The organism is Serinicoccus hydrothermalis (assembly GCF_001685415.1).
Classification (GTDB): domain Bacteria; phylum Actinomycetota; class Actinomycetes; order Actinomycetales; family Dermatophilaceae; genus Ornithinicoccus; species Ornithinicoccus hydrothermalis.
The window spans coordinates 1,163,847-1,188,468 of record NZ_CP014989.1 but is presented as its reverse complement, the minus strand read 5'-3'; the positions used below and the strand labels follow the sequence as shown (position 1 = coordinate 1,188,468).

The 24,622-nt window shown below is 73.2% G+C and carries 28 protein-coding genes; 15 read left to right on the top strand and 13 right to left on the bottom strand.

Features of this window, described 5'->3' with window-relative positions; genetic code table 11:
* The first annotated feature begins 13 nt into the window (after nucleotides 1–13).
* Entirely contained in the window at nucleotides 14–850 is an 837-nt protein-coding gene (locus SGUI_RS05460; protein ID WP_066637277.1) for an Fpg/Nei family DNA glycosylase, read from the top strand.
* 13 nt (nucleotides 851–863) lie between these two features.
* On the opposite strand, the gene SGUI_RS05455 is transcribed toward SGUI_RS05460, so the two are convergent.
* Nucleotides 864–1,601: a PIG-L deacetylase family protein gene (locus SGUI_RS05455; RefSeq protein ID WP_066637275.1), complete on the bottom strand. Its 738-nt coding sequence runs from the start codon at nucleotides 1,599–1,601 to the stop codon at nucleotides 864–866.
* Nucleotides 1,598–2,593, bottom strand: coding sequence for a DNA topoisomerase IB (locus tag SGUI_RS05450; RefSeq protein ID WP_066637273.1), 996 nt, complete (start codon nucleotides 2,591–2,593; stop codon nucleotides 1,598–1,600). Before SGUI_RS05450 ends, SGUI_RS05455 begins: the two co-directional genes overlap by 4 nt.
* Nucleotides 2,594–2,722: 129 nt before the next feature.
* On the opposite strand from SGUI_RS05450, the gene rpsO reads away from it, so the two are divergent.
* Nucleotides 2,723–2,992, top strand: coding sequence for a 30S ribosomal protein S15 (gene rpsO / locus SGUI_RS05445; protein WP_066637271.1), 270 nt, complete (start codon nucleotides 2,723–2,725; stop codon nucleotides 2,990–2,992).
* Nucleotides 2,993–3,125: 133 nt separating this feature from the next.
* Nucleotides 3,126–5,609 carry a polyribonucleotide nucleotidyltransferase gene (locus tag SGUI_RS05440; RefSeq protein WP_066637269.1) on the top strand — a complete coding sequence of 828 codons (2,484 nt, stop codon included), beginning with the start codon at nucleotides 3,126–3,128 and terminating at the stop codon, nucleotides 5,607–5,609.
* A gap of 87 nt (nucleotides 5,610–5,696) precedes the next feature.
* Here SGUI_RS05440 and SGUI_RS17345 read toward each other — a convergent pair whose 3' ends face one another.
* From SGUI_RS17345 to SGUI_RS05430, 3 genes are all read right to left on the bottom strand, one after another.
* Entirely contained in the window at nucleotides 5,697–5,852 is a 156-nt protein-coding gene (locus SGUI_RS17345; RefSeq protein ID WP_157621746.1) for a hypothetical protein, read from the bottom strand.
* Between the two features lie 107 nt (nucleotides 5,853–5,959).
* Entirely contained in the window at nucleotides 5,960–7,147 is a 1,188-nt protein-coding gene (locus SGUI_RS05435) for a heparan-alpha-glucosaminide N-acetyltransferase domain-containing protein (RefSeq protein ID WP_066637266.1), read from the bottom strand.
* Nucleotides 7,148–7,176: 29 nt separating this feature from the next.
* Nucleotides 7,177–7,743, bottom strand: coding sequence for a GNAT family N-acetyltransferase (locus SGUI_RS05430; protein WP_066642849.1), 567 nt, complete (start codon nucleotides 7,741–7,743; stop codon nucleotides 7,177–7,179).
* 95 nt (nucleotides 7,744–7,838) lie between these two features.
* Here SGUI_RS05430 and paaA point away from each other — a divergent pair, with 95 nt between their 5' ends.
* From paaA to paaE, 5 genes are all read left to right on the top strand, one after another.
* Complete coding sequence (gene paaA / locus SGUI_RS05425) at nucleotides 7,839–8,867, top strand: 1,2-phenylacetyl-CoA epoxidase subunit PaaA (RefSeq protein WP_066637263.1); 1,029 nt, start codon at nucleotides 7,839–7,841, stop codon at nucleotides 8,865–8,867.
* A complete protein-coding gene (gene paaB / locus SGUI_RS05420; protein ID WP_066637260.1) occupies nucleotides 8,864–9,151 on the top strand; it encodes a 1,2-phenylacetyl-CoA epoxidase subunit PaaB in 288 nt (95 codons plus the stop codon). The genes paaA and paaB overlap by 4 nt, the downstream gene beginning before the upstream one ends.
* Nucleotides 9,148–9,912: a 1,2-phenylacetyl-CoA epoxidase subunit PaaC gene (gene paaC / locus SGUI_RS05415; RefSeq protein WP_066637256.1), complete on the top strand. Its 765-nt coding sequence runs from the start codon at nucleotides 9,148–9,150 to the stop codon at nucleotides 9,910–9,912. Before paaB ends, paaC begins: the two co-directional genes overlap by 4 nt.
* The gene (paaD, locus tag SGUI_RS05410; RefSeq protein WP_157621934.1) at nucleotides 9,912–10,424 is read left to right on the top strand and encodes a 1,2-phenylacetyl-CoA epoxidase subunit PaaD; all 513 of its coding nucleotides are present in this window, start codon (nucleotides 9,912–9,914) and stop codon (nucleotides 10,422–10,424) included. The genes paaC and paaD overlap by 1 nt, the downstream gene beginning before the upstream one ends.
* Before the next feature lie 73 nt (nucleotides 10,425–10,497).
* A complete protein-coding gene (gene paaE / locus SGUI_RS05405) occupies nucleotides 10,498–11,622 on the top strand; it encodes a 1,2-phenylacetyl-CoA epoxidase subunit PaaE (RefSeq protein ID WP_066637253.1) in 1,125 nt (374 codons plus the stop codon).
* A gap of 40 nt (nucleotides 11,623–11,662) precedes the next feature.
* On the opposite strand, the gene SGUI_RS05400 is transcribed toward paaE, so the two are convergent.
* The 4 genes from SGUI_RS05400 to SGUI_RS05390 all read right to left on the bottom strand — a co-directional run bounded on the left by SGUI_RS05400 (nucleotide 11,663) and on the right by SGUI_RS05390 (nucleotide 15,126).
* Entirely contained in the window at nucleotides 11,663–12,244 is a 582-nt protein-coding gene (locus SGUI_RS05400) for a hypothetical protein (RefSeq protein WP_066637251.1), read from the bottom strand.
* Between the two features lie 16 nt (nucleotides 12,245–12,260).
* Nucleotides 12,261–12,413 (bottom strand): hypothetical protein, encoded by a 153-nt coding sequence (locus SGUI_RS17340; RefSeq protein ID WP_157621745.1) that lies wholly within the window; start codon nucleotides 12,411–12,413, stop codon nucleotides 12,261–12,263.
* 110 nt (nucleotides 12,414–12,523) lie between these two features.
* Nucleotides 12,524–13,147 (bottom strand): Maf family protein, encoded by a 624-nt coding sequence (locus SGUI_RS05395; RefSeq protein ID WP_066637249.1) that lies wholly within the window; start codon nucleotides 13,145–13,147, stop codon nucleotides 12,524–12,526.
* Nucleotides 13,144–15,126 (bottom strand): hypothetical protein, encoded by a 1,983-nt coding sequence (locus SGUI_RS05390; protein WP_066637247.1) that lies wholly within the window; start codon nucleotides 15,124–15,126, stop codon nucleotides 13,144–13,146. Before SGUI_RS05390 ends, SGUI_RS05395 begins: the two co-directional genes overlap by 4 nt.
* A gap of 139 nt (nucleotides 15,127–15,265) precedes the next feature.
* On the opposite strand from SGUI_RS05390, the gene SGUI_RS05385 reads away from it, so the two are divergent.
* Nucleotides 15,266–15,802 carry a DUF1697 domain-containing protein gene (locus tag SGUI_RS05385; protein ID WP_066637246.1) on the top strand — a complete coding sequence of 179 codons (537 nt, stop codon included), beginning with the start codon at nucleotides 15,266–15,268 and terminating at the stop codon, nucleotides 15,800–15,802.
* On the opposite strand, the gene SGUI_RS05380 is transcribed toward SGUI_RS05385, so the two are convergent.
* Nucleotides 15,783–16,367: a GNAT family N-acetyltransferase gene (locus SGUI_RS05380; protein ID WP_066637245.1), complete on the bottom strand. Its 585-nt coding sequence runs from the start codon at nucleotides 16,365–16,367 to the stop codon at nucleotides 15,783–15,785. The genes SGUI_RS05385 and SGUI_RS05380 overlap by 20 nt on opposite strands.
* The gene (locus SGUI_RS05375) at nucleotides 16,364–18,055 is read right to left on the bottom strand and encodes a DUF885 domain-containing protein (protein WP_066637243.1); all 1,692 of its coding nucleotides are present in this window, start codon (nucleotides 18,053–18,055) and stop codon (nucleotides 16,364–16,366) included. Before SGUI_RS05375 ends, SGUI_RS05380 begins: the two co-directional genes overlap by 4 nt.
* A gap of 33 nt (nucleotides 18,056–18,088) precedes the next feature.
* On the opposite strand from SGUI_RS05375, the gene SGUI_RS05370 reads away from it, so the two are divergent.
* The 3 genes from SGUI_RS05370 to SGUI_RS05360 all read left to right on the top strand — a co-directional run bounded on the left by SGUI_RS05370 (nucleotide 18,089) and on the right by SGUI_RS05360 (nucleotide 20,435).
* Nucleotides 18,089–19,120 carry a hypothetical protein gene (locus tag SGUI_RS05370; RefSeq protein WP_066637237.1) on the top strand — a complete coding sequence of 344 codons (1,032 nt, stop codon included), beginning with the start codon at nucleotides 18,089–18,091 and terminating at the stop codon, nucleotides 19,118–19,120.
* Nucleotides 19,121–19,276: 156 nt separating this feature from the next.
* A complete protein-coding gene (locus SGUI_RS05365) occupies nucleotides 19,277–19,762 on the top strand; it encodes a class I SAM-dependent methyltransferase (protein ID WP_335675530.1) in 486 nt (161 codons plus the stop codon).
* A gap of 4 nt (nucleotides 19,763–19,766) precedes the next feature.
* Nucleotides 19,767–20,435, top strand: a complete 669-nt coding sequence (locus SGUI_RS05360) for an MOSC domain-containing protein (protein ID WP_066637234.1) — start codon at nucleotides 19,767–19,769, stop codon at nucleotides 20,433–20,435.
* Between the two features lie 2 nt (nucleotides 20,436–20,437).
* Here SGUI_RS05360 and SGUI_RS05355 read toward each other — a convergent pair whose 3' ends face one another.
* Nucleotides 20,438–20,677, bottom strand: coding sequence for an acyl-CoA carboxylase epsilon subunit (locus SGUI_RS05355; protein ID WP_066637233.1), 240 nt, complete (start codon nucleotides 20,675–20,677; stop codon nucleotides 20,438–20,440).
* Nucleotides 20,674–22,293, bottom strand: a complete 1,620-nt coding sequence (locus tag SGUI_RS05350; RefSeq protein WP_066637230.1) for an acyl-CoA carboxylase subunit beta — start codon at nucleotides 22,291–22,293, stop codon at nucleotides 20,674–20,676. The genes SGUI_RS05355 and SGUI_RS05350 overlap by 4 nt, the downstream gene beginning before the upstream one ends.
* Nucleotides 22,294–22,315: 22 nt before the next feature.
* On the opposite strand from SGUI_RS05350, the gene SGUI_RS05345 reads away from it, so the two are divergent.
* Genes SGUI_RS05345 through SGUI_RS05335 form a run of 3 tightly spaced genes read left to right on the top strand, consistent with a single transcriptional unit; the run spans nucleotide 22,316 to nucleotide 24,621 of the window.
* Complete coding sequence (locus tag SGUI_RS05345; protein WP_066637228.1) at nucleotides 22,316–23,074, top strand: biotin--[acetyl-CoA-carboxylase] ligase; 759 nt, start codon at nucleotides 22,316–22,318, stop codon at nucleotides 23,072–23,074.
* Nucleotides 23,075–23,084: 10 nt separating this feature from the next.
* Nucleotides 23,085–23,873, top strand: coding sequence for an enoyl-CoA hydratase/isomerase family protein (locus SGUI_RS05340; RefSeq protein WP_066637226.1), 789 nt, complete (start codon nucleotides 23,085–23,087; stop codon nucleotides 23,871–23,873).
* Nucleotides 23,874–23,916: 43 nt separating this feature from the next.
* Nucleotides 23,917–24,621, top strand: a complete 705-nt coding sequence (locus tag SGUI_RS05335) for a response regulator transcription factor (protein WP_066637223.1) — start codon at nucleotides 23,917–23,919, stop codon at nucleotides 24,619–24,621.
* Nucleotide 24,622 lies beyond the last annotated feature (1 nt).

Sequence of the window (24,622 nt, the reverse complement as noted above, 5' to 3'; positions counted from 1 at the left end):
AGACCATCCGGGTATGCCCGAGGGTCACACTCTGCACCGCCTGGCCGGTGCCCTGGACCGCGCCTTCGCCGGGACCGAGCCGTCCGTGAGCAGCCCGCAGGGGCGCTTCGCGGACGGCGCGGCCGTGCTCGACGGCACGACCGTGGAGCGCTCCTGGGCGCACGGCAAGCTGCTCTTCGTCGACTTCGCGCAGGGGCGCACGCTCTACGTCCACCTCGGGCTGATCGGGAAGTGGTTCGTGCTGCCGGTCGTGCCCGTGGGCTCGGAGCCGCCGGCCACCGGGGCGGTGCGGCTGCGGGTGCTGTCCGACGAGCACGTCGCCGACCTGCGCGGGCCGATGGCCTGCCAGGTCGTGGACGAGGCCGAGGTCGACCGCCTCGTCCGGCGGCAGGGACCGGACCCGCTGCAGCCGGTGAGCGAGCTCAACGACCCGGAGCAGGCCTACGCCTCGATCCGGCGGTCGGGCAAGAGCGTGGCCGAGCTGCTCATGGACCAGACGGTGCTCGCCGGGGTCGGCAACATCTACCGCTGCGAGGTGCTGTGGCGGCACCGGCTGCACCCGCTGCGGCCGGGGCGCTCGCTCAAGGCCGCGTCGTGGCAGCTCGTCTGGGACGACCTCGTGCGGCTCATGCCGTACGGCGTGCGGACCGGCACGATCATCACCCTCGACGACGTGCTCGAGGACACCGAGGCGGCGCTGCAGCGGGGTGAGCTGCCCGAGGTCCCGCGGGAGTTCGCCGTCTACCAGCGCACCGGTCTGCCGTGCCTGCGCTGCGGCGCGACCGTCCGGCACAAGGTCGTCGCCGGCCGCAACCTCTTCTGGTGCGGCAACTGCCAGCGCCGCACGTAGGGGGCGCCTACCCTCAGCGGGGCCAGACCTGGGCGGCCCAGCGGTAGCGGCTGGGCGTGTCGCCGTCGTCGGTCTCGCCCTCGCCGGCCCCGAGGATCGTGCCGAGCAGCTCGCGCGGGGTCGGGTAGTCCGCGCCGAGGGCGCCGAGGTACTCCCGGTGCGCCTCCAGCGAGGCCACCGCGGCCTCGAAGGTGTCGGTGACGTCGACCTCGTGCGTGGGGGTGTGGCCGGCCGAGGACGCGATCCAGCGCACCCCGTCCCACGGCTCGTGGCCCTCGGTCACCAGCTCGGGGAAGATCCACCGGTTGCCGGCCGCCGCGACCGCGTCGACGACGCTCAGCCCGACGGCGCGGTGGTCGGCCTGGTTGAGCCCGCCGTTGGGGAAGGTCTCGGCGTGCGTGATGGTCGTCACGACCTCCGGCCGCACCTCGCGGATGACCCGGGCCAGCTCGCGCCGCAGCCGCAGGTCGGCCTCCACCACCCCGTCGGAGAAGCCCTCCAGGAAGCGCACGTCCTCGACGCCGACCTTCCGGGCACCGTCGCGCTCCTCCTGCTCCCGCAGCGGACCGGCCTCCTCCGGCGGCATCGTCGCGATGCCCGCCTCTCCCCGCGTCACGAGCAGGTAGGTGACCTCCTTGCCCTCGCCCGTCCACCGGGCGACCGCGGCCGCGGTGCCGTACTCCAGGTCGTCGGGGTGGGCCACGACGCACAGGGCGCGCTGCCAGTCGGTCGGGAAGGTCTCGAGGCTCATGACAGCATCTCTAGCACGGCGCGCTCGAGGTCGCGGGTCCGGGCAGCGGGGGAGCGGTGCCGCCGGCGGGCCGCCTCCGCGATCGTCGTGCCGTGCTCGTAGAGGTCGATGACGCGCGGGTCGATGTAGGAGGAGCGGGCGACGGTCGGCGTGTTGCCCAGGTATGCCGCCACCTCCTCCACGGCGGCCTTCACCGCCCGCTTCCGGGAGGCCTGGGTGTCGCCCGCCTCCTCCGAGAGCGCCAGGGACGTGGCCGCGAGCACGGTCGCGTGCCAGGTCCGGAAGTCCTTGGCCGTGAGCTCGCCGCCGAGCAGCTCGTCGAGGTAGACGTTGACCGCCGCGGCGTCGAGGTCGATCCAGCGGCGCCCGTCCTGGTAGGCCAGCAGCCGTGCCCCCGACCGACGCCGGCGCATCCGGTCCAGGGCGGCGATGACGTCGGCGTCGTCGATCTCCACGGTGTGCTCGACCCCGGACTTGCCCACGAAGCGGAAGACGAGGACGTCGCCCCGGGCCCGGACGTGGCGGCGCTCCAGCGTGGTCAGCCCGAAGCTGCCGTGCGCATCGGTGTAGACGTCGCTGCCGATCCGGAAGTAGCCCAGGTCCAGCAGCCGCACCGCCACCGCCTCGGCCCGCTCCACCGGCATACCCTCCTGCGCCAGGTCGCGGATCACCCGGCGTCGCGCCGCGGGCAGCCGCTCGGCCGCCGCGAGCACCCGGTCGAACTTCATCTTGTCGCGCTTCTCCCGCCAGGCCGGGTGGTAGAGGTACTGCCGCCGCCCGGCGTCGTCGGTGCCGACGGCCTGGATGTGACCCCGCGGGTGCGGGCAGATCCACACGTCCTCCCACGCCGGAGGGATGACCAGGGCCTTGATCCGCTCCACCTCCTCCTCGGGCAGGCGCTCGCCGGAGGAGTCCAGATAGGTGAAGCCGCGCCCGGATCGCCGACGGGTCCAGCCGGGGGAGGCGGGGGAGACGGTGCGCAAGCGGGGCATACCGCGCAGATTAGGGCCGGATGCGACCCGCTGATAACCTGAACAGTGCCGTCATGACGGCCGCGGATCGAGAGTGCCCCGGTGAACAGGCCCGGGTTGGCGCCGCGCAACAACACGAAGGAGTCGCCCATGGCGATCGACACTGCCGCCAAGCAGGACATCATCAAGGAGTACGCCACGACCGAGGGCGACACCGGGTCCCCCGAGGTCCAGGTCGCGCTGCTGACCGCCCGCATCAAGGAGCTCACCGAGCACGCGCGCGAGCACAAGCACGACCACCACAGCCGCCGCGGCCTGCTGCTGCTGGTCGGCAAGCGCAAGCGGCTGCTGCGCTACCTCGAGGAGATCGACATCGAGCGCTACCGGTCGCTGATCAAGCGCCTCGGCCTGCGCCGCTGAGTCTCGCAGGGAGCGGTTCCCAGGACTGGGGACCGCTTCTTCGCGTCTGGAGGGGTCCACCCTCCACCTGCACGACCAGCGGGCACAACGACGATGCCCGCTGCAGATGAGAGTGAAGAGAAAAGGAGGGCCCATGGAGGGTCCAGAGATCACCGCCGCCGAAGCCACGATCGACAACGGCAGCTTCGGCACCCGCACCGTCCGGTTCGAGACCGGGCGCCTGGCCAAGCAGGCCGGCGGCTCCGTCACCGCCTACCTCGACGACGAGACGATGCTGCTGTCCACCACCACGGCCAGCAAGCACCCCAAGGACCACTTCGACTTCTTCCCGCTGACGGTGGACGTCGAGGAGAAGATGTATGCCCTCGGCAAGATCCCGGGCAGCTTCTTCCGCCGTGAGGGTCGCCCGTCCACGGACGCCATCCTCACCTGCCGGCTGATCGACCGCCCGCTGCGCCCGACCTTCGCCAAGGGCCTGCGCAACGAGGTCCAGGTCGTCATCACCGTGCTGTCGCTCGACCCGGACCACCAGTACGACGTGCTCGCGATCAACGCCGCGTCCGCCTCCACCCAGATCTCCGGCCTGCCCTTCAGCGGTCCGATCGGTGGCGTGCGGATGTCGCTCGTCGACGGCCAGTGGGTCGCCTTCCCGAACTTCTCCGACGCCGAGCGCTCGACCTTCGACATGGTCGTCGCGGGTCGCGTGGTCGAGGACGACGTCGCCATCATGATGGTCGAGGCCGAGTCCACCGAGTCCACCTGGGACCTCGTCAACAGCGAGGGCAAGCAGGCCCCGACCGAGGAGGTCGTCGCCCAGGGCCTGGAGGCGTCCAAGACGTTCATCAAGGTCCTCTGCGAGGCGCAGGCCGAGCTGGCCACCGCCGCCGCCAAGGAGGTGGAGGAGTTCCCGCGCTTCCTCGACTACGAGGACGACGCCTACACCGCCGTCGAGGAGGCCGTCACCGGTGACCTCACCGCGGCGCTGCAGATCGCGGGCAAGGCCGAGCGCGAGGACCGCCTCGACGAGATCAAGGTCGCGATGAAGGAGAAGCTGCTCGGCCTGCACTGGGACGCGGCCGGCGACTCCGACGACCGCGAGGACGCTCCCTTCCACGGGCGCGACAAGGAGCTGGACGCGGCATACCGCGCCGTGCAGAAGAAGCTCATCCGCGAGCGCATCCTGCGCGACGAGGTCCGCATCGACGGCCGTGGCCTCAAGGACATCCGCGCGCTCTCCGCCGAGGTGGAGGTCATCCCGCGGGCGCACGGCTCGGCGATCTTCGAGCGCGGCGAGACCCAGATCATGGGCGTCACCACGCTCAACATGCTGCGCATGGAGCAGCAGCTCGACACCCTCTCCCCGGTGTCGCGCAAGCGCTACATGCACAACTACAACTTCCCGCCCTACTCGACCGGTGAGACCGGCCGCGTCGGCTCCCCGAAGCGCCGCGAGATCGGCCACGGGGCGCTCGCCGAGCGTGCCCTCATGCCGGTCCTGCCGACCCGCGAGGAGTTCCCCTACGCGATCCGGCAGGTCTCCGAGGCGCTCGGCTCCAACGGGTCGACCTCGATGGGCTCGGTCTGCGCGTCCACGATGTCGCTGCTCAACGCTGGTGTGCCGCTGCGCGCGCCGGTCGCGGGCATCGCGATGGGCCTGGTCTCGGCGCAGGTCGACGGGCAGACGCAGTATGCCGCCCTCACCGACATCCTCGGCGCCGAGGACGCCTTCGGCGACATGGACTTCAAGGTCGCCGGCACCCGGGAGTTCGTCACCGCGATCCAGCTGGACACCAAGCTGGACGGCATCCCCGCCGACGTCCTGGCCGGGGCGCTGACCCAGGCCCGCGACGCCCGGATGCACATCCTGGACGTCATGAACGAGGCGATCGACGCCCCGGACGAGATGAGCCCCTACGCCCCGCGCGTCATCTCGGTCCGCGTGCCCACCGACAAGATCGGTGAGGTCATCGGCCCGAAGGGCAAGATGATCAACCAGATCCAGGAGGACACCGGCGCCGACATCTCGATCGAGGACGACGGCACGGTCTACATCGGTGCGACCGACGGCCCGTCGGCCGAGGCCGCCCGGGCCGCGATCAACGCGATCGCCAACCCGCAGATGCCGGAGATCGGCGAGCGCTTCCTCGGGACTGTGGTCAAGACCACGACCTTCGGGGCGTTCGTGTCGCTGCTGCCGGGCAAGGACGGCCTGCTGCACATCTCCGAGATCCGCAAGCTCGTCGGCGGCAAGCGCATCGACGCGGTCGAGGACGTGCTGGGCGTGGGCCAGAAGGTCCAGGTCGAGCTCAAGGAGATCGACCCGCGCGGCAAGCTCTCGCTGGCCGCCGTCGTGGCGCAGGAGCAGGGCGGCGAGGCGCAGCCGGCCGGTGACGCCGCCGACGCCGGTGAGCCCAGCCGGGCCGACGCCGCCGAGGCGCCGGAGGTGGCCGAGCGGGCCCCGCAGACCGAGCAGGGCGAGTCCACGGACGACGCCGGCGACCAGGGCGCTGACGAGGGCGGCGAGCGCCCGCGTCGTCAGCGCCGCCGACGCGGTGGCCGCGGTCGCGGTGGCAACGGTGGCGGCAACGGCACCGAGTCGGGGGACTCCGCCGACTGACCGGTGGCGGTGACGCCGCACCACGCATGAGGAAGGGCGGGCCCGTTCGGGCCCGCCCTTCCTGCGTCTGTCGTGTCCGGTTGCCCCTCAGGCAGCAGCCTTGCGGCGGATACGTGGTGCGGGCGCGCCGACGTGCCAGCGCATCTCCATGCGGGTGCGGCCGGTGGCGTCGGTGACCGGGACCCAGGTGAGGGTCCGGGTCGCGCGCGTGGGGTCGGTCCGCAGCGGGCGAACGGTCGCCATGGGGTCCACCTCCTCCGGGAGAGCCAGTCTCCTCAGTCGTTCATCTTCCGTTCACCTAAGGTAGCGCAAAGTTCACCGCAAGGTGAACACGAAGTGAACGGGTGTCGTCAGCGTGGTGAGGATGGGGCGCCTGGGGCGGAAGTGGGGCGGATCGAGCTGACCACCCCACCGACCAGCGCCTCCAGCGGGCCGCGCCGGTGGCCCGCGACGAGCGCCGCCCCGACCAGCAGCGCGACGAGGCTGTGCGCCAGCAGCCCGGTCGAGGTGTGCCGCGCGAAGACCCCCTCGTCACCGAGCGGCGTGGCCAGCAGGATCACGTGCGCGGAGTAGAGGGTGAGGGTCGCCCGACCGGCCCCCGCGAGCAGCGGCCAGGGGAGTGCGGTGAGTGTGCGCACCAGGACCAGGCAGCACCCGAGCACCAGCAGCGCGCTGCCCGTGGTGTGCGCCAGGTCGACGACGCTGCCGCTGTGCGGGGCCCACACGCCCAGCCACCACGCGCTGCCCTCGGGGAAGACCCCGTAGAACCCGAGGCGCCGCTCGTGGTCGAGCAGCGCCCAGTCTCCGGGGCCCAGGCCGACGCTCGCGAGCAGCGAGGTGCGGACCTGCTCGGTCCGGGTGAGCAGCGCCGAGGCCGCGAGGGCGAGGACGGCGAGGCCACCTCCGGCCAGGACGAGGGGCCGGGTGACCCGGGCCCCGTCGCCACGTGCCTGCAGGACCCGGCCCACCGCCATACCGGCGAAGAGGTAGGTCGCCCAGGTGAGGACCGGGTAGTAGCCGGTGACGAGGAGCTCGCCCAGGAGCTGCACCGGCTGGGTGAGCAGCGTCGTGAGCGAGGGCACGGCGAGCGTCGGATCCGGCAGGAGCGGGCGCAGCAGCAGGCTGGCCACCGGGCTCGCGACCCCCCAGGCGAGGGCGAGCAGGGCCAGCGGTCGGGCCCGCCACGACAGCACGGGCAGGGCGCTGCAGAAGAGCACGCCGTAGTAGGTGAGGATGACGGCGATCCCGGAGCTCGGCGTCCCCAGCACGAGCCCGAGGCCGCCGACGAGAGACGACCGGACCAGGATCCGGCGCCGGTATGCCCCGGGGTCGGCCAGGACCGCCTCGCGGGGGGCGGCCAGCACCAGGCTCACGCCGGCCAGCACGGCGAAGAGCGCGGAGGAGCGCCCCGCGACGACCTGGAACAGCGGGCTCACCCCGCCCGGGCCGGCCCCCTCCTGCTCGGCCAGGTGCGCGGCGAACATCCCGAGCAGCGCGAGCGTGCGGGCCAGGTCCACCCCCACCAGCCGGCCGTTCACGTCAGGTCACCGGGGTCCGTCTCGCGGGCTCAGGTCCACGCGACGAGGCGGACCTCGCGGACGGTGCGGCCGTCGTCGGCGACGACCCGGTCGCGGTAGGCGCCGTCGGGCTCGAAGCCGGCGGCCTGCAGGAAGCCGCGGGTCACCTCGGCCTCGCCCAGCACCCAGGCGCCCACCGCGTGCAGCTCCTCGTGGGCGGCCCGCAGGGTGTCGACCGCCGCGTTGAGCAGCCGCGAGCCGTGGCCGGCGCGGCGGGCCTCGGGGTGCACACCGCCGTCGAGCAGCAGCGCCGAGGACCCCTCGGGGAGCCCCGGCTCGTCCTCCGCGGGGCCGACGGCGACGTACCCCGTGACCTGCGGCCCGGCGCAGGCGACCAGCAGCCGGTGCCGCGGCGAGGGCGGCTGCTCGAGGGACTGCCGCCAGACCGAGGCGAAGCGTGGGCCGGTGAGGGCGTCCAGGACCTCGGGGTCCAGGACGCCGGCATACTCCTGCTGCCAGACGAAGGCCTGCACCAGCCCGACGGCGGGGGCGTCGTTGGGGCGCGCGGTGCGGACGCTGGCGTCGGCCGACGGGGCCTGCTCGTGCGGATGGCTCACCACCCCAGTCTCGCACCCAAGGTTTGTTACATCTCGACCGTCGAATGACGTGAGTTGCGTTATACAAAGTCGCGGATCTCTGGCACACTGGGGACATGTACGGCAACGACTTCGGCCAGCCCGGCACCGACACCGCCACGCGCCCCTCGCCGCTCAACGCGGCCGAGACGGAGGACTACACCGAGGCGCTCGCCGCCTACTTCGACGGGCTCGTCGAGGACGACCAGCGGGTCGAGCCGCGCGACGCCATGCCCGAGGCCTACCGCACGACGCTCATCCGGCAGATGGCGCAGCACGCGCACTCCGAGATCATCGGGATGCAGCCGGAGGCCAACTGGATCTCGCGTGCGCCGAGCCTGCGGCGCAAGGCGATCCTCATGGCCAAGGTGCAGGACGAGGCCGGCCACGGGCTCTACCTCTACTCCGCCGCCGAGACCCTCGGCGTGGACCGCTCCGAGCTGCTCGACAAGCTGCACCAGGGCAAGCAGAAGTACTCCTCGATCTTCAACTACCCGACCCTCACCTGGGCGGACGCGGGCGCGATCGGCTGGCTCGTCGACGGTGCCGCGATCATGAACCAGGTGCCGCTGTGCCGCTGCTCCTACGGCCCCTACGCCCGCGCGATGATCCGCGTGTGCAAGGAGGAGTCCTTCCACCAGCGCCAGGGCTTCGAGATCCTCTGGACGCTCGCCCGCGGCACCGAGGAGCAGAAGGCCATGGCGCAGGACGCCGCCGACCGGTGGTGGTGGCCGGCGCTCATGATGTTCGGCCCCCCGGACTCGGGCGAGGCCGCCAGCAACGGGCATACCGCGCAGAGCATGGCGTGGGGGATCAAGCGGTTCTCCAACGACGACCTGCGGCAGAAGTTCATCGACATGACCGTCCCGCAGGCCCAGAAGCTGGGGATCACGCTGCCCGACCCGGACCTCAGATGGAACGAGGAGCGCGGGCACTGGGACTTCGGCGACATCGACTGGGACGAGTTCTGGCGCGTCCTCAAGGGCGACGGGCCCTGCAACGAGCAGCGGATCCGCACCCGGGTCGAGGCGCACGAGGACGGCGCGTGGGTGCGCGAGGCCGCGGCGGCGTATGCCGACAAGCAGGCCGCGCAGGAGGTCGCATGACGACCGCCGGCTGGCCGCTCTGGGAGGTCTTCGTGCGCGCCAAGCGCGGGCTGTCGCACGTGCACGCGGGATCGCTGCACGCACCGGACGCCCAGATGGCGCTGCGCAACGCGCGCGACCTCTACACCCGGCGTCAGGAGGGCGTGTCGATCTGGGTCGTCGCCTCCAGCGACATCACCGCCTCGAGCCCGGACGAGCGCGACAGCTTCTTCGACCCGGCCGCGGACAAGGTCTACCGCCACCCCACGTTCTACGACGTGCCGGAGGACGTGGAGTACCTGTGAGCGACCAGCACCACGTCGACTACCTCCTCGGGCTCGGCGACGACGCGCTCATCTATGCCCAGCGGCTCGGTGGCTGGCTCACCCATGCCCCGCAGATCGAGGAGGACATGGCCCTCGGCAACGTCGGGCTGGACCTCATCGGGCAGGCCCGGGCGCTGCTCACCCGCGCCGGCGAGGTCGAGGCGGCCGACCCGGTCCGGGACGAGGACGACCTGGCGATGCTGCGCGACGAGCGCGAGTTCCGCAACGTGCAGCTCGTCGAGCAGCCGCGCGGCGACTTCGCGCACGAGATGGCGCGCCTGCTGTGGTTCTCCTCCTACCAGTGCGAGCTGTATGCCGCCCTGCTCACCTCGGGCGACGAGACGCTCGCCGCGATCGCGGCGAAGGCGGTCAAGGAGGTGGAGTACCACCGCGACCACGCGACGCAGTGGGTGCTGCGCCTCGGTGACGGCACGCCGGAGAGCCACGAGCGCATGCAGCAGGGCCTGGTCGCCGTGCACCCCTTCGTCGCCGAGCTCGGCGAGGACCACGACGCCGCCCGCTGGGCGAGCGAGCAGGGGATCGGGGTGCTGCCCTCGACGCTGACCGAGGCCGTCAACGCCTCGGTCGGCCAGGTGCTCGAGCGGGCGACGCTCACCATGCCCGACCCGCCCCGCTGGTATGCCCGTGGCGGGCGCGAGGGGATCCACTCCGAGGTCATGGGCTACCTGCTGGCCGAGATGCAGCACCTGGCCCGCAGCCACCCGGGGGCGACGTGGTGATGCTCTCCTTGCGCGACACCGAGCTCGAGGACGCCGAGCGGGCGATCCGGGGCGTCGCCGACCCCGAGATCCCGGTCATCACCATCGACGACCTCGGCGTCATCCGGGACGTCGAGCGGGCCGACGTCGACGGGCGTCCCGGGCTGCGGGTGACCATCACCCCGACCTACTCCGGCTGCCCCGCCATGCACGCCATGGAGGAGGGGGTGCGGGAGGCGGCCGAGCGGCACGGCATACCGGTCGACGTCGTCACCCGGCTCTCACCGGCCTGGACGACCGAGTGGATGAGCGAGGAGGGGCGCACCAAGCTGCGCCGCTTCGGGATCGCCCCGCCCACCGGTGACCGCGCCCACGGGCCGGTGCCGGTAGGGCTGCAGATGCGCGTGGTCAGGTGCCCGCACTGCGGCTCCGACGACACCGAGGAGGTCGCGCGCTTCGGGTCCACCGCCTGCAAGGCGCTGCGCCGGTGCCGTGAGTGCCGCGAGCCCTTCGACGAGTTCAAGACGATCTGATCGCCCGGGGGCTCCGCCCCCGGGTCCCCCCGCAGCTGGGGCTGCGCCCCAGACCCCCGACAGGAGCGATTCGTTGAGCCTGATCCAGCAGCCGACCCGCCGTCGGGCGAGGTTCCACGACCTCACCGTGAGCCGGGTGGACCGCCTCACCGACCAGGCGGTCGCCATCAGCTTCGAGATCCCCGAGGAGCTGCGCGAGGAGTTCGAGTTCGAGCCCGGCCAGCACCTCACCGTGCGCGCCACCATCGACGGCCAGGACGCCCGGCGCTCCTACTCCTGCTGCATCTCCCGCGCGCAGTCGCGCGAGCGCGGCGAGGTGCGCGTGGCCACCGCGACGGTGCCCGGCGGGCTCATGTCGACCTGGCTCAACGAGCAGGCGCGGCCCGGGGACACGATGCAGGTGATGAGCCCCATGGGCTCCTTCACCTGCCCGACCCAACCGACCGCGACGCGGCACCACGTGGGCATCGCCGCGGGGTCCGGGATCACCCCGGTGCTCTCGCTGCTCACGACCGCCCTGGAGGAGGAGCCGCACTCGCGGGTCACCCTCGTCTTCGGCAACCGGCGCACCGACTCCGTCATGTTCCTCGAGGAGCTGATGGACCTCAAGAACCGGTTCCCTGGTCGCTTCACCCTGCTCAACGTGCTCTCGCGCGAGCCGCAGGAGGCCGAGCTGCTCACCGGTCGTATCGACCGCGAGAAGGTCGAGCAGCTCATGGCCACCTTCATCCCCGAGGACCAGGTCGACGAGTGGTACCTCTGCGGCCCCTTCGGGATGGTGGAGACGGTGCAGGAGGTCCTCGCCGAGCGTGGCGTCGACGCCGAGCACGTCCACCACGAGATCTTCCACGTCGACGGGGAGGGGGCACCGGTGACCGAGCCGGTCCCCGCCGAGCCGGCCGACCCCGGTGCGCCGCCGGAGGCGGTCGCCACCGTGACCCTGGACGGGCGGACCACCACCGTGCCGATGCCCAGCGCCGCCGAGACCATCCTGGCGGCGACGCTGCGCGAGCGGCCGGACGCGCCCTTCTCCTGCACGGGCGGGGTGTGCGGCACCTGCCGGGCGAAGGTGACCGACGGCGAGGTGCGGATGGACCGCAACTACGCCCTCGAGCCGGACGAGGTGGACCGGGGCTACCGGCTCATGTGCCAGTCGCACCCGGTGACCGAGGCGGTCACCATCGACTACGACGCCTGACCGCCCCGGTCAGGACACCTGGGCCTCAGGCACCTCGGTCTCAGCCCTCGCCGAACGTCACCTCGGTGACGGCGTGCTCGCCGCCGACGGAGGCGATGGACAGGTCCACGGTGAGGTCCAGCGTGCGTCCGTCCTCGTCGTTGACGTAGCTCGCGTGCAGCGAGCCTGCCCCGGCCTCGCCCCCGTCGTAGGACCAGTGGGCATCACCCGGCGTGCTCCTGCCCGCCTGCAGCGCGTCGGTGGAGCTGAGGTTCTCCAGGGTGGCGTCGTCGCCGCGGCCCCAGGCGCGGACCCAGGCGTCGGCGTAGGCCTCGGCGTCGGTGGGGATGACCTGGTCGGCGCCGGTGAGCTCGAGGTCGCGCACGGCGTGCTCCTCGCCCGCGGTGGCTGCGGCGAGGTCGACGGCCAGGGTGAGGTGGCGTCCGTCCTGGGAGTTGGTGTAGGTCGCGTGGTAGGTGCCTGCGCCGGAGTCGGCGTGGTCGAAGTCCCAGTGGCTGTCGCCGGGGTTGTCCTTCGCCTGCTGCAGCGCGTCGGTGGAGCTGAGGGTCTCCAGGGTGGCGTCGTCGCCGCGGCCCCAGGCGCGGACCCAGGTGTTGGCGTAGGCCTCGGCGTCCGTCGGCACGGCGGCCGTGTCCGGATCAGGATCTCCCTGCGTCGTGCCGGCGCTGGTGCTGCTCGTGCTGGTGCTGCTCGTGCTCGCGTCCGCCGCCGGCGTGGGTGCAGGCAGCGGTCCCTGTCGCGAGGGTGAGCGCGGCCAGGAGGGTCGCGCCTCGGTAGGTCGTGCGGTTCATGTCGCCGTCCTTCCGTCGGATGTTCGGGTCGGTCGACCCACTTACAACGTTTCACCCCGACCTGGGAGAAGCGTGTGAGCCGGGTCACATCCGCGGGTCACACCGTGAGGTCACGCGGTCAGGTCGTGCCAGGCGACGTCGAGCTGACCCAGGAGCTCGCGCAGCATCGGCAGGCTCACGCCGACGACGGCGTGGTAGTCGCCCTCGATGCCGGTGACGTAGGGCCCGCCGAGCCCGTCGACCGTGAAGCCTCCCGCGACGTGCAGCGGCTCGCCGGTGGCGACGTAGTGGGCGATCTCGGCGTCGCTGAGGTCGGCGAAGTGCACCGTGGTCGAGGCGGTCGCGCCGAGCGTCGCCCCGGTCCCCTCGCTGCGGTCGTCGATGACCCAGTGCCCGGTGTGCAGGACGCCGGAGCGGCCCCTCATCCGCTGCCACCGCTCGATCGCCACCTGGGAGGAGTGCGGCTTGCCGAAGATCTCGTCCTCGAGCTCGAGGACCGAGTCGCAGCCGAGGACGAGGGCGTCGAGATCGTGGTCGGCGCTGACCTGCTCCGCCTTCGCCCGGGCCAGGGTCAGCGCCACGTCCGCGGCGCCCAGCTCGCCGTGCCGCTCCTGCGCGGCCGCGATCGCGGCGTCCTCGTCGACGCCGGAGACGATGACCTCGGGTCTCACCCCGGCCCGGGTGAGGGTGGTCAGACGGGCCGGGGACGCGGACGCGAGGACGAAGGGGATCACGGATCAACCCTAGAGCCGCCGGGTGCGCGCCCGTGGGTCGGCGCCCCGGGCCTCAGAAGGGGCGGTGGGTCGTCGGGTCGGGTGCGCCACCCACCGCCTGCCGCGTCGCCCCGCCGTTCCTCGCCGAGGTCCGAGCCCCCGTCCGGGTCCGTCTCCTCGCCAGGGTTCGTCTCCTCGCCCGGGTTCGTCTCCTCGCCTGGTCCCGGTTCTTCGTCCACCGGTATGCCCAGCACCTCCTCCGGGGTCGGCACCGGCTCCCCGCCAACGCGGCGAGCCACGCCGGCCCATCCGGTGAGGGGAGTCCCGTCGTCGGCGTCGTCGTCCAGGTCAGAGAGGAAGGCGTCGGCGCCGCGGTGCACGAGGGCGGAGTAGAGCGCCTGGCAGGCGAGGTCGCGCCGGGCGTCGTGCCTGTCCGCGGCGTCGCACCTGTCTGCGGTGTCGCGCATGCCCCCGATGTCGTGGGTGCCGTCCTCGCCGGACGGCTCCCCGGGAGGTGGAGGCGGCGGGATCGCCCGGTCGAGGTACTGGCGGTAGTCGTGCACCCGCGTCGTGGCGCTCTGGCCGAGCAGGGTGGACCAGGTCAGGTCCCGGCGCCGGTTGATGGCCACGCTCCAGGCTCGTGCGGTCTTGAACTGATGCGTCCGGACGTCGAGCGAGGCCAGGTTGAGCTCGCCGGTCACCCCGCCCGGTGTGCCGTGGGGCAGCACGTGGTCCAGCTCGCACCGGGACGCCGGGACCCGCGTGAGCGGGGACCTCGAGTGGACGTCGGCGGCGACCACCTGACGGCGCATGTCGGCGTCGGGGCGGTACCGAGCGATGGTGCGCTCGATCAGCCTGCCGTCCGCCGGGTCGACGAGGAGGCGAGACAGGGTCGTCCCCGGGAGCAGGGCCAGCTCTCGGGCGTGCCCGGGGGAGATGAAGGCAGGGTGGTGCCCGAGGACGTGGCCGATCGACCCGAGTCGGCGGTCACACCGGGCTGTCTCGGATGGCTGTGGATCTTCGGCGGCCCGCGCCGTCGCCGGCGCCTGCCCCGTGAAGGCCTCCCACGGCACGACGACCTGCAGGTCGACACGTGGCTGGGCCGCGATGATCCGGCTGATCGCCTCCAGGTCGGAGACCGTGAGGTCGTCCTCACCGGCCCGCTCCAGCAGCGGCAGCTCGCCGTAGAGGAGCAGTGCCGCAGGGACGTCGCTGCGTAGCTGGTCCAGGGTCCGCTCGTCGCCGGCCTTGCGCAGCGCCCGCACCGCGCGCTCGATCCGGGCGTGGACGGCGGCCATGGTGGTGAGCGGGCCGGTGATGCTCATCGTCGCGGTCCCGTCGTCGTGGACCGACATCCACGAGCGCCGCCGCCGATAGGCCGCGCGACGCCGCTCGCGCTCGGCCTGCACGTCCTCGCCCTCGGCCCGGACGGCCTCCCGCTCCAGGGTGGCCCAGTAGTCCGCGTGCTGCCACGGCTCGGTCCGCAGGTGGCCGTCGGCGTCGAGGCGTTCCGGAGCCGCCGTGGCCGGGTCGGTGCCGAAGAGGACCTCGGCGACCAGCCCCGCCCGCTCCGCGGGCAACGAGCCGCAGCGGTCCCAGAAGCCGCGGACCAGGCCCCAGGTGACCTCTCCACGGTCAAGCGCCCCGAGGACCTGGTCGCGCACGTCGACCGGCGCGCAGGCCAGCCCCGTCATCGCCCGGGCCTCGCGCTCGCCGACGCCGAGCCGCAGCCGGATCTCGGCGACGCAGAGCCGCTTCGCCTCCGCCCGCCACCGGCGACGCTCCGCCGCCGTGAGCTCCTCGACGCTGGAGAAGCCCTTCTGCCCGAGCAGGGTCTCACCGGTGGCCGCCACGAGCTCGCGGGCGACCTCGAGCAGGCGGCGCTCGGTCCGGGAGCGCTGCACGGCGACGTCCCCGAGCTCGGCGAGCAGGGCGCCACCGCGGTCGTGCGGGCCTCCATCACTCCGCTCGCCATCCCCCTCACCAGGCTCGTGCCTCATTGCTGGATCTGCCATCGTGCGTCACCCCCTCCCCGGGCTCGCGACGCCTCGTCCATGAGGCGCCCGCTCTTTCGAACAAGTGTATGACTCAGCGCTGACAGGCCTGTCCGCTCGGCGGGTCTGGTGGCAGGATCGCGACGTGGCCACCTACGTCGCCTTCCTGCGCGCCATCAACCTCGGCGCCCGCCGGAAGTTCCCCAAGGCCGACATCCAGCGGGTGACCGAGGACACGGGCTTCGACGGCGTCGCCACGTACATCAACACCGGCAACGTGCGCCTCGACACCAGGATGCGCTCGCGGGCCCGGGTCGAGGCGGCGCTGGAGGCGGCCTACCTCGCCGATCGCGGTTTCGAGGTCCCCACCATCGCGTATGCCGCGCCCGAGCTCCGCGCCCTCGTCGCCGACATCGAGGAGTTGGGGGAGGGGCATACCGGACAGCACCACGTCGTCCTGCTCAAGGACGAGCCCGTCCCCGCGGCCGTCCGGGCGGCCGCAGCTCTGGGCGGCGACGGCGAACGCCTCGTCCTGCGCGGCCGCGCGGCTCACCTGCTGATCGGGACGAGCTTCCACGCCAGCACCCTGGGCAACGCCCAGGTCGAGAAGGTGCTCGGCGGGACCGTCGGCACGACCCGCAGCGCCACGGTCCTGCGCACCCTCAGCGAGCGGTGGTGCTGACCCGCCACTCCTGCTCGGTGAGGGCGTGGAAGAGGTGCCGCACCAGCTGGGGGTATGCCGCCGCGTCCACCCTGGGGTGGTCGAAGTCACGGGCGGGGTCGCGCACCAGGCCGATCTTGTCCATGACCCGCAGCGAGGCCGTGTTGCCGGCGGCGGTGAAGGAGACGATCTCCTCCAGACCCACCTCGGTGAAGCCGAACCGCAGCGCCTCGCGGGCGGCCTCCGGTGCATACCCGTGGCCCCACGCCGGCCGCGCGAGCCGCCACCCCACCTCGACCGACGGCCCGTCCGGCAGGAAGTCGGCGGGCCACAGGCCGGTGTAGCCGACGAACTCGCCCGTGTCGCGCCGCTCCAGCGCCCACAGGCCCCAGCCGCGCTCGGACCAGCAGGCGGCGATGCGGTCGACGAAGGCGTCCGAGCGCTCGCGGCTCAGTGGTCCCTGGAGGTGGCGGGTCACCTCGGGGTCGGCGTTGAGCGCGGCGAAGGGCTCACGGTCGGCGTCGGTGAAGCCGCGCAGCACGAGCCTGCGGGTGACCCGCTCCGGCACCCCCGACGTCCCGCTCACAGCTCGCCGAGCACCGCCGCCCGCAGCGTGTCCAGCCCGACACCCCCGATGTCCAGCGCCCGCCGGTGGAAGGCCTTGAGGTCGAAGTCGTCGCCCTCCCGGCGCCGGCACTCGTCCCGCAGCTCCAGCCACAGCCGCTCGCCGATCTTGTAGCTCGGGGCCTGCCCGGGCCAGCCGAGGTAGCGGTCCAGCTCGAAGCGCACGAAGCCCTCGTCCATGTTGACGTGGTTGTTGAGGAACTCCCACGCCTTGTCGTAGGTCCACTCCCCGCCGCCGACCTCCTCCGGCGCCTCGAAGCCGCAGTGCACCCCGATGTCGAGCACCACCCGCGCCGCGCGCAGCGACTGGCCGTCCAGCAGCCCCATCCGGTTGCCCGGGTCGTCCATGTAGCCCAGGTCGGCCATGAGCCACTCCGCGTAGAGCGCCCACCCCTCGCCGTGGCCCGAGGTCCAGGACGCCAGCCGGCGCCACCGGTTGAGCAGCTCGGAGCGGTAGACCGTCTGCCCGATCTGCAGGTGGTGGCCCGGGACACCCTCGTGGTAGACCGTGGTCAGCTCGCGCCAGGTGGAGAACCGGGTGACCCCCTTGGGCACCGACCACCACATCCGCCCGGGCCGGGAGAAGTCCTCGCTGGGACCGGTGTAGTAGATCCCGCCGGTCTGGCTCGGCGCGATCATGCACTCGATCGCCCGCACCGGCTCCGGCACGTCGAACTGCGTGTCGGTCAGCTCGGCGACCGCCCGGTCGGCGGTGACCTGCATCCACTCGCGCAGCGCCTCGGTGCCCTCCAGGGCATACCCGGGGTCCTCGTCGAGCAGCGCCACCGCCTCCTTGACCGAGGCGCCCGGGCGGATCTGCTCGGCGGTCTCCTCCATCATCGCGGTGATCCGCGCGAGCTCCTCCTGGCCCCAGCGGTAGGTCTCCTCGAGGTCGATCTCGGCGCCGAGGAAGCTTCGCGAGTGCAGCCGGTAGAGCTCGGTGCCGCAGGCGTCGGACTCCGGCGCCCGGGGCGCCAGCTCGTCCTCGAGGTATGCCGCGAGCTCGCCGAAGGCGGCCTTGGCGACGGTGATCGCCTCGACCAGGTCGGCGCGGATCGCCTCGGGCTGGCCGCTCGCCTCACCGGTCAGGGCGTCGAAGCTGCTCGCCTCGTCGCCGGCCTGGTCCCGGCACTGCCCCGCGACGGCGCGCACCTGGCGCAGCGGCGGCACCTGGCCCTGCCCGGCGCACCAGCGCAGCGCCGAGACGAACTGCTCCAGGGACGCGGGCACCGCGTGCAGCCGGGCCACGACCGTCGACCAGTGCGCCTCGGTGTCCTTGCCCATGAGGTCGAAGACGTCGCGGACCGCGAGCGGGGCGGCGGTGAGGACGTTGAACTCGACCGGGGTGCGACCCTCCAGCACGAGGTCGTGCAGCTCCAGCTCCAGGCCCAGCCGCTCGCGCAGGGCGGCGCGGGTGACCCGGTCGGTGTCGTCGGCCGGCTCCACCCCCTCCAGCCGCTCCAGCGTGCTCGCGACCTGGTCCCGGCGCGCGCGCAGACCCTCGATCGACAGGTCGTCGATCTCGGCGTCGCGGCCGGGGACACCCAGGTAGGTCGCCTCCAGCGGGCTCAGCGCCACCGTGGCGTCGAGGTGCTCCTCGGCGAGGCGGTCGATCTCGGTGGGCGTGCGGGTCGGTGTCGGCGTCGTCACGAGAACCCAACCTACCCGGCATACCCTGGCCCCGTGCCCAGACGTCGCGAGCCCGCCGATCCCCGTCGTGAGACCGAGCGCTGGTTCCTCGCCAACGGGCTGGCCTACTTCGTCCCGGCCGAGCGCGCCGCCGCGCGCGCCGCCCTGCGGCCCCGCCACCTGATACCCCTCGCCGCCCTCGTGCTGCTCGGCACCGCGGCGCTGGGCGGTGCCCTCGGCTGGGTGTCGCAGCAGGTCAGCGCTGCCCCGGCGGTCTGGCTGACGCTGCTGCTCCTCGCGGGCCTCTGGTATGCCTCGACCGCACTGCACGCGCGCACGATCCTCACCTTCGCGCTGCGGCGCACGGTGCGCAGCGTGCCCCTGCTCGTCGGCACGGCGATGCGGGCGCTACCCCTGCTGCTGCTCTTCGTGGCCTTCCTCTTCATCAACGCCGAGGCGTGGGAGATGAGCGCCAGCCTGCCCTTCGCCACGCACTGGCTGGTCGTGCTGCTCCTGCTCGGCGTCGGTGTGGTCTTCCAGCTCATCCGGCTGCCGGAGGAGGTCGACAAGGCCGACGACGCCGTGGACGAGGCCTTCCTGGAACGCGCCTGCCGCGGCACGCCGATGCAAACCACCCAGGCGCGCCTCGCCGCCGACCCGGGGACCGATGCGGCGTCCTACGCCCGGGTGACGGGCTTCGAGCGCTGGAACCTCATCATCGCGCTGCTGGTGATCCAGCTGGTCCAGGTCGTGGCGCTCATCGTCGCCGTCTTCGTCTTCCTGCTGGTCTTCGGGTCGATCATCATGCAGCAGCAGACGCAGCTGAACTGGACCGGGCTGGAGACGACGCACCACGTCCCCTACCTCGGCAGCGTCTCGGCCGAGCTGGTCAAGGTCTCGCTCTTCCTCGCCTCCTTCTCCGGGCTCTACTTCATCGTCAGCGCGGTCACCGACGACACCTACCGGCACCAGTTCTTCTCCGTCGTCACCCAGGAGCTGGAGCGGGCGGTGGGGGTCCGGGCCGTCTACCGGGCGTTGCGGGCGCAGGACGCCACGGGTGACGAGCGGGGCCAGGAGGACCCGTGACCTGGGACCCGTCGCACTACGGCCGGTATGCCGCGGAGCGCGACCGCCCCTTCGTCGAGCTCCTGGCGCGCGTGCCCGAGATGGACCCCACGCGGGTCGTCGACCTCGGTTGCTGAGCCGGTCGACCTGCTCGTCACCACCGCCACGCTGCAGTGGGTGCCCGGACACCTCGACCTGCTCCCCGCGCTCGTCGCCCGGGTGCGGCCCGGCGGCGTGCTCGCGCTGACGGTCCCGGGTAACTTCGGCGAGCCGAGCCATACGCTGCGGCGGGAGATCGCCGGACAGCCGCGGTATGCCGCGCACCTGGAGGGCATCGCCTCACCGTCCTCGCACGACCCCGGCGACTACCTGCGGGTGCTCACCGGTGCGGGCTGCGTCGTGGACGCCTGGGAGACGACCTACCTGCACGTCCTCGACCCGGACGGCGAGGACACGGACCCGGTCTTCACCTGGGTGTCCGCGACCGGCGCGCGCCCGACGCTCCAGGCGCTGCCGGAGGGGCTGCGCGAGGACTTCGCCGCCGAGTTCCGGGCCACGCTGCGGGAGGCCTACCCGCGCACGGGCGCCGGCGTGGTGCTGCCCTTCCGCCGGGTCTTCGCGGTGGCGCGGCGGGCGCAGGACGAGGGCGAGCGCATACCGTGAGGGCATGATCCCCCGCGTCCGGTCGACCAACCTGGCCAAGCCCAAGCCCGACCCGGGCACCCCGCGCGTGACCGGCATCGACAAGCAGCCGGTGGGCGGGATCGACGTCGTCGCCCCGGGGCCTGACCACGGGGACGGCTCCGGCGCGAACGGCGACCACATCGGCGACGCGCGGCACCACGGCGGGGCGGACAAGGCGCTGTATGCCGTGGCGCGCGAGGAGTTGGACCGGTGGGAGTCCGAGCTGGGCCGGGTGCTGCGCGACGGCATCTTCGGGGAGAACCTCACGACCGCGGACCTGGACGTCGACGGGCTGGAGCTGGGCCAGCGGCTCCGAGTCGGGTCCAGCGTGCTCGAGGTGTCTGTCCCGCGGCAGCCGTGCGCCACCTTCGCCCGGCACATGGGGGAGGAGCGCTGGGTGAGCCGCTTCACCGAGCACGGGGCGAGCGGGGCCTACCTGCGCGTGGTCGAGCCGGGGCGGATCGAGCCCGGCGACGGGATCGAGCTCGACGCACCCCCGGGCCACGGGGTGAGCGTGCGCACCGCCTTCGCCGCGGCCATGGGCGACGACGCCGCGGCGCGCGAGGTGGTGGCGGCCGGCTGCCTGCCGCCGCGCTACCACGAGCCGATGGAACGCCGCCTGGCGCGGCGTCAGGGGGCAGCCGGCGGCTGACCTCAGCGCGGCATCGAGGAGGCCCGCCAGCCACCCGGGCCGACCGAGGGCCGGGGCCGGGCCGTCCACAGGCTGCCCGGGGAGCCGTCCGTCGCACCGCGCCCGGTGCCCTCGCCGGAGCCGCCGCCCGCCGCGCCGGCGAGCACGGCCGTGAGCGCGGCGACCTGGACCGGCGTGGGGTGACCCCGCACGACCCGGATGACCGGTGCCGGGGTCTGCTCGACGTCCTCCGGCGCGCTCACAGCGGGATGTTCCCGTGCTTGCGCGGGGCGCGGTTGACCCGCTTGGTGCGCAGGTGGCGCAGCGCGCGGGCGACCTCGACCCGCGTCCGGGAGGGCGCGATGACGGCGTCGACGTAGCCGCGCTCGGCCGCGAGGTAGGGGGTCGCGACGGTGTCCTCGTAGTCGCGCACGAGGCGGGCGCGCTCGGCGTCGACGTCGCCGCCGTCGGCCTTGACCTGCGCCAGCTCGCGGCGGTGCAGGATGCTGGCCGCCCCCTGCGCCCCGGTCACCGCGATCTGGGCGGTGGGCCAGGCGAGGTTGACGTCGGCACCCAGGTGCTTGGACCCCATGACGTCGTAGGCGCCGCCGATGGCCTTGCGGGTGATGACCGTGACCAACGGCACGGTGGCCTCGGCGTAGGCGTAGAGCAGCTTGGCGCCGCGGCGCACCATGCCCCCGAGCTCCTGGTCCGTGCCGGGCAGGAAGCCGGGCGCGTCCACGAGGGTGAGGACGGGGATGTTGAAGGCGTCGCAGGTGCGCACGAAGCGGGCGGCCTTCTCCGAGGCGTCGATGTCCAGGGTCCCGGCGAGGTGCATCGGCTGGTTGGCGACGACGCCCACCGAGCGGCCCTCGACCCGGCCCAGGCCCACGACGACGTTGGGGGCGAACTGCTCGGCCACCTGCAGGAAGTCGCCCTCGTCGACGACGGCGCGCACCGCCTCGACGATGTCGTAGGAGGCGCCCGCGGCGTCCGGGACGAGGACGTCCAGCGCCTCGTCCGCCTCGTCGATCTCGGTGTCCGGCTCCTCGTCGTAGGCCGGCGGGTCCTCCAGGTTGTTCTGCGGGAGGTGCCCCAGGAGCTCCTTGGCGTAGTCGAGCGCGTCCTCCTCGTCGCTGGCGACGTAGTGGGCCAGGCCGCTGGTCGTGCCGTGGGTCTGCGCCCCGGCCAGCTCCTCGAGGGTGACGTCCTCGCCGGTCACCGTCTGGATGACGTCCGGGCCGGTGAGGAAGAGGTGCGAGGTCTGGTCGACCATGACGACGAAGTCGGAGAGGGCGGGGGAGTATGCCGCCCCGCCCGGGCAGGGGCCCATGACCAGCGAGATCTGCGGGATCACCCCGGAGGCCTGCACCTGGCGGCGGAAGATCTCGGCGGTGATCCCGAGCGAGGCGACGCCCTCCTGGATGCGCGAGCCGCCGGAGTCGTGGATGCCGACCACCGGGCAGCCGATCTTCATCGCGAGGTCCAGCACCTTGACGATCTTCTCGCCGAAGACCTCGCCCACCGAGCCGCCGAGCACGGTGTAGTCGTGCGCGAAGACGGCGACCGTCCGGCCCTCCACCGTGCCGTAGCCGGTCACCACGCCGTCGCCGTAGGGGCGGTGCTGCTCCTGGCCGTAGGCGGTGCTGCGGTGCCGGGTGAAGGCGTCCATCTCGGTGAAGCTGCCCTCGTCGAGCAGGGCCTCGACGCGCGCCCGCGCGGTGCCCTTGCCCTTGCCGCGCTGCTTGTCCAGCGCCTTCGCGGAGGCGGCGTGCCCGGCCTCCTCGGCACGGGCGCGGAAGTCGGCCAGGCGGCCCGCGGTCGTGCGCAGGTCCGGCCCGTCCTCGTCCTGGCTGTCGGCGCGCGGCGTGTCCGTCATGATCCCAACTTAGCCTTGCCGCATGACCTCACTGCGCTGGGCCGCGCCGGAGCGGCACGAGTCGCTGCCCTCGACGAACCTCGCGGCGCTCGCCGACCCGCGCCCGGGACGGGTGGTCGTCGCCGACCACCAGAGCGCCGGCCTGGGTCGCCGTGGACGGTCCTGGACCTCGCCCCCCGGCGCCGCCCTGGCGGTCAGCGCGGTGCTCCCGCCGCTCCCGGCAGACCTGGCGGGCTGGCTCCCGCTCGCCGCGGGCGTCGCCGTCGTCGACGCGCTGGCCTCGAGCCGCTGGCCGGTCGAGGCGCGGCTGAAGTGGCCCAACGACGCCCTTGTCCCCGCCGGGCCCGCCCCGGGCAAGATCAGCGGTGTCCTCACCCAGGTGGCCGACGGCGGCGCGCTCGTCGTCGGGACCGGGCTCAACGTCGACCACGACCGGTCCCGGCTGCCGGTGCCGACCGCGACCTCGTGGCGGCTGGTGCGCGGCGGGTCGCCGCTCCCGCCCGGCGCCCGGGAGGGCTTCCTCGAGGACTACCTCGGTCGGCTGCGCGAGCTGCACGCGGCGCTGGTCGAGGGCGACGTCGACCGGGTGCACCGCGCCTACGAGGCGCGGTGCGCGACCCTGGGCCGCGACGTCGTGCTCCACCGCCCTGGCGGTGGCCGGGTCCGGGGCCGGGCCGTGCGCGTGGACGCGCGCGGGGCGCTGGTCCTCGCCACCTCCCCGACCGCCGGCGTCGAGAGCGTCCACGACGCCGGTGACGTCGAGCACCTGCGCGACCAGTAACGTCGGTCGCATGGATGCACCGACGATGCTGCAGCTCACCCGGCACGGCGACCACGTCGTCGAGCTGAGCCTCGACCGGCCCGAGGCGATGAACGCCATCTCCACCGCGTTCTCCGAGCAGATCACCGCCGCGACCGCCGACCTGGCCCGGGACGACTCCGTGCGCGCCGTCGTCGTCACGAGCACCCACCCGCGCGCCTTCTGCGTCGGCGCCGACCTCAAGGAGCGCAACGGCTTCACCGACGCCGAGATGATGGACCACCGGCTGGTCTCCAAGCTCGCCTACCGCGGCGTGCTCGACCTGCCGATGCCGGCGGTCGCCGCGGTCGAGGGGTATGCCCTGGGCGGCGGCATGGAGATCGCGCTGTCCTGCGACCTGCTCGTCGCCGGCCGCGAGGCCACCCTGGCGCTGCCCGAGGTCGGGGTGGGCGTCATCCCCGGCGGCGGCGGCACCCAGCTCGTCACCCGCCGGGTCGGCTGGTCCCGGGCCGCGTCGATGATCTTCACCGCCCGCCGGTTCACCGGCGAGGAGGGCCGCGAGCTGGGGCTCGTGGACGAGCTGGTCGAGGCCGGAGGCGCCCGCGACCGGGCCCTGGAGCTGGCGGCGTCCATCGCCGCGAACAGCCCGGTCGCCGTGCGCAACGCCAAGAAGGCCATGCGGCTGGGCATGGGCACCGACCTGGCCGCCGGCCTGGAGATCGAGGACGGCTGCTGGCGGGCCACCGCCTTCAGCCGGGACCGCGCGGAGGGCGTGGCCGCCTTCGCCGAGAAGAGGACGCCGCAGTGGCCCGGACGATGACCCACCACGCATACTGGCACCCCGCCCGCCATGAGGAGACGACGTGACCCGAGTGCTGCTGGCCGAAGACGACCCGACGATCTCCGAGCCGCTCGCCCGCGCGCTGCGCCGCGAGGGCTACGAGGTCACGCTGGCCCCCAACGGCCGCCAGGCCCTCGCCGAGGCGACCGGTGACCTCCCTCACGACCTGCTCGTCCTGGACCTCGGGCTGCCCCAGCTGGACGGGGTCGAGGTGTGCCGGTCCCTGCGCGACGCCGGGGTGCGGATGCCGGTGCTCATGCTCACCGCCCGCAGCGAGGAGGTGGACACGGTCGTGGGGCTGGACGCCGGCGCCGACGACTACGTCACCAAGCCGTTCCGGCTCGGCGAGCTCCTGGCGCGGGTCCGCGCGCTGCTGCGCCGGGGACCGGGGTCGGCGCCGAACCCCACCGGCTCGGCGCTGCGCATGGACGTCGAGGCCCGCCGCGTCTTCCTGCACGACCGCGAGGTGCGGCTGACCACCAAGGAGTTCGACCTGCTCCGCGTCCTCATGCGCGAGGAGGGTCGCGTGGTCTCCCGCGAGGTGCTCATGCGCGAGGTGTGGGACACGTGGTTCGGCTCCACCAAGACCCTCGACATGCACGTGTCCGTGCTGCGCCGCAAGATCGGCGACGACGCCCACGACCCGCGGCACATCGTCACCGTGCGCGGCGTGGGCTTCCGCTTCCAGAACGACCCGGACGGGGACGACGCCGAGGCGACGGACTGAC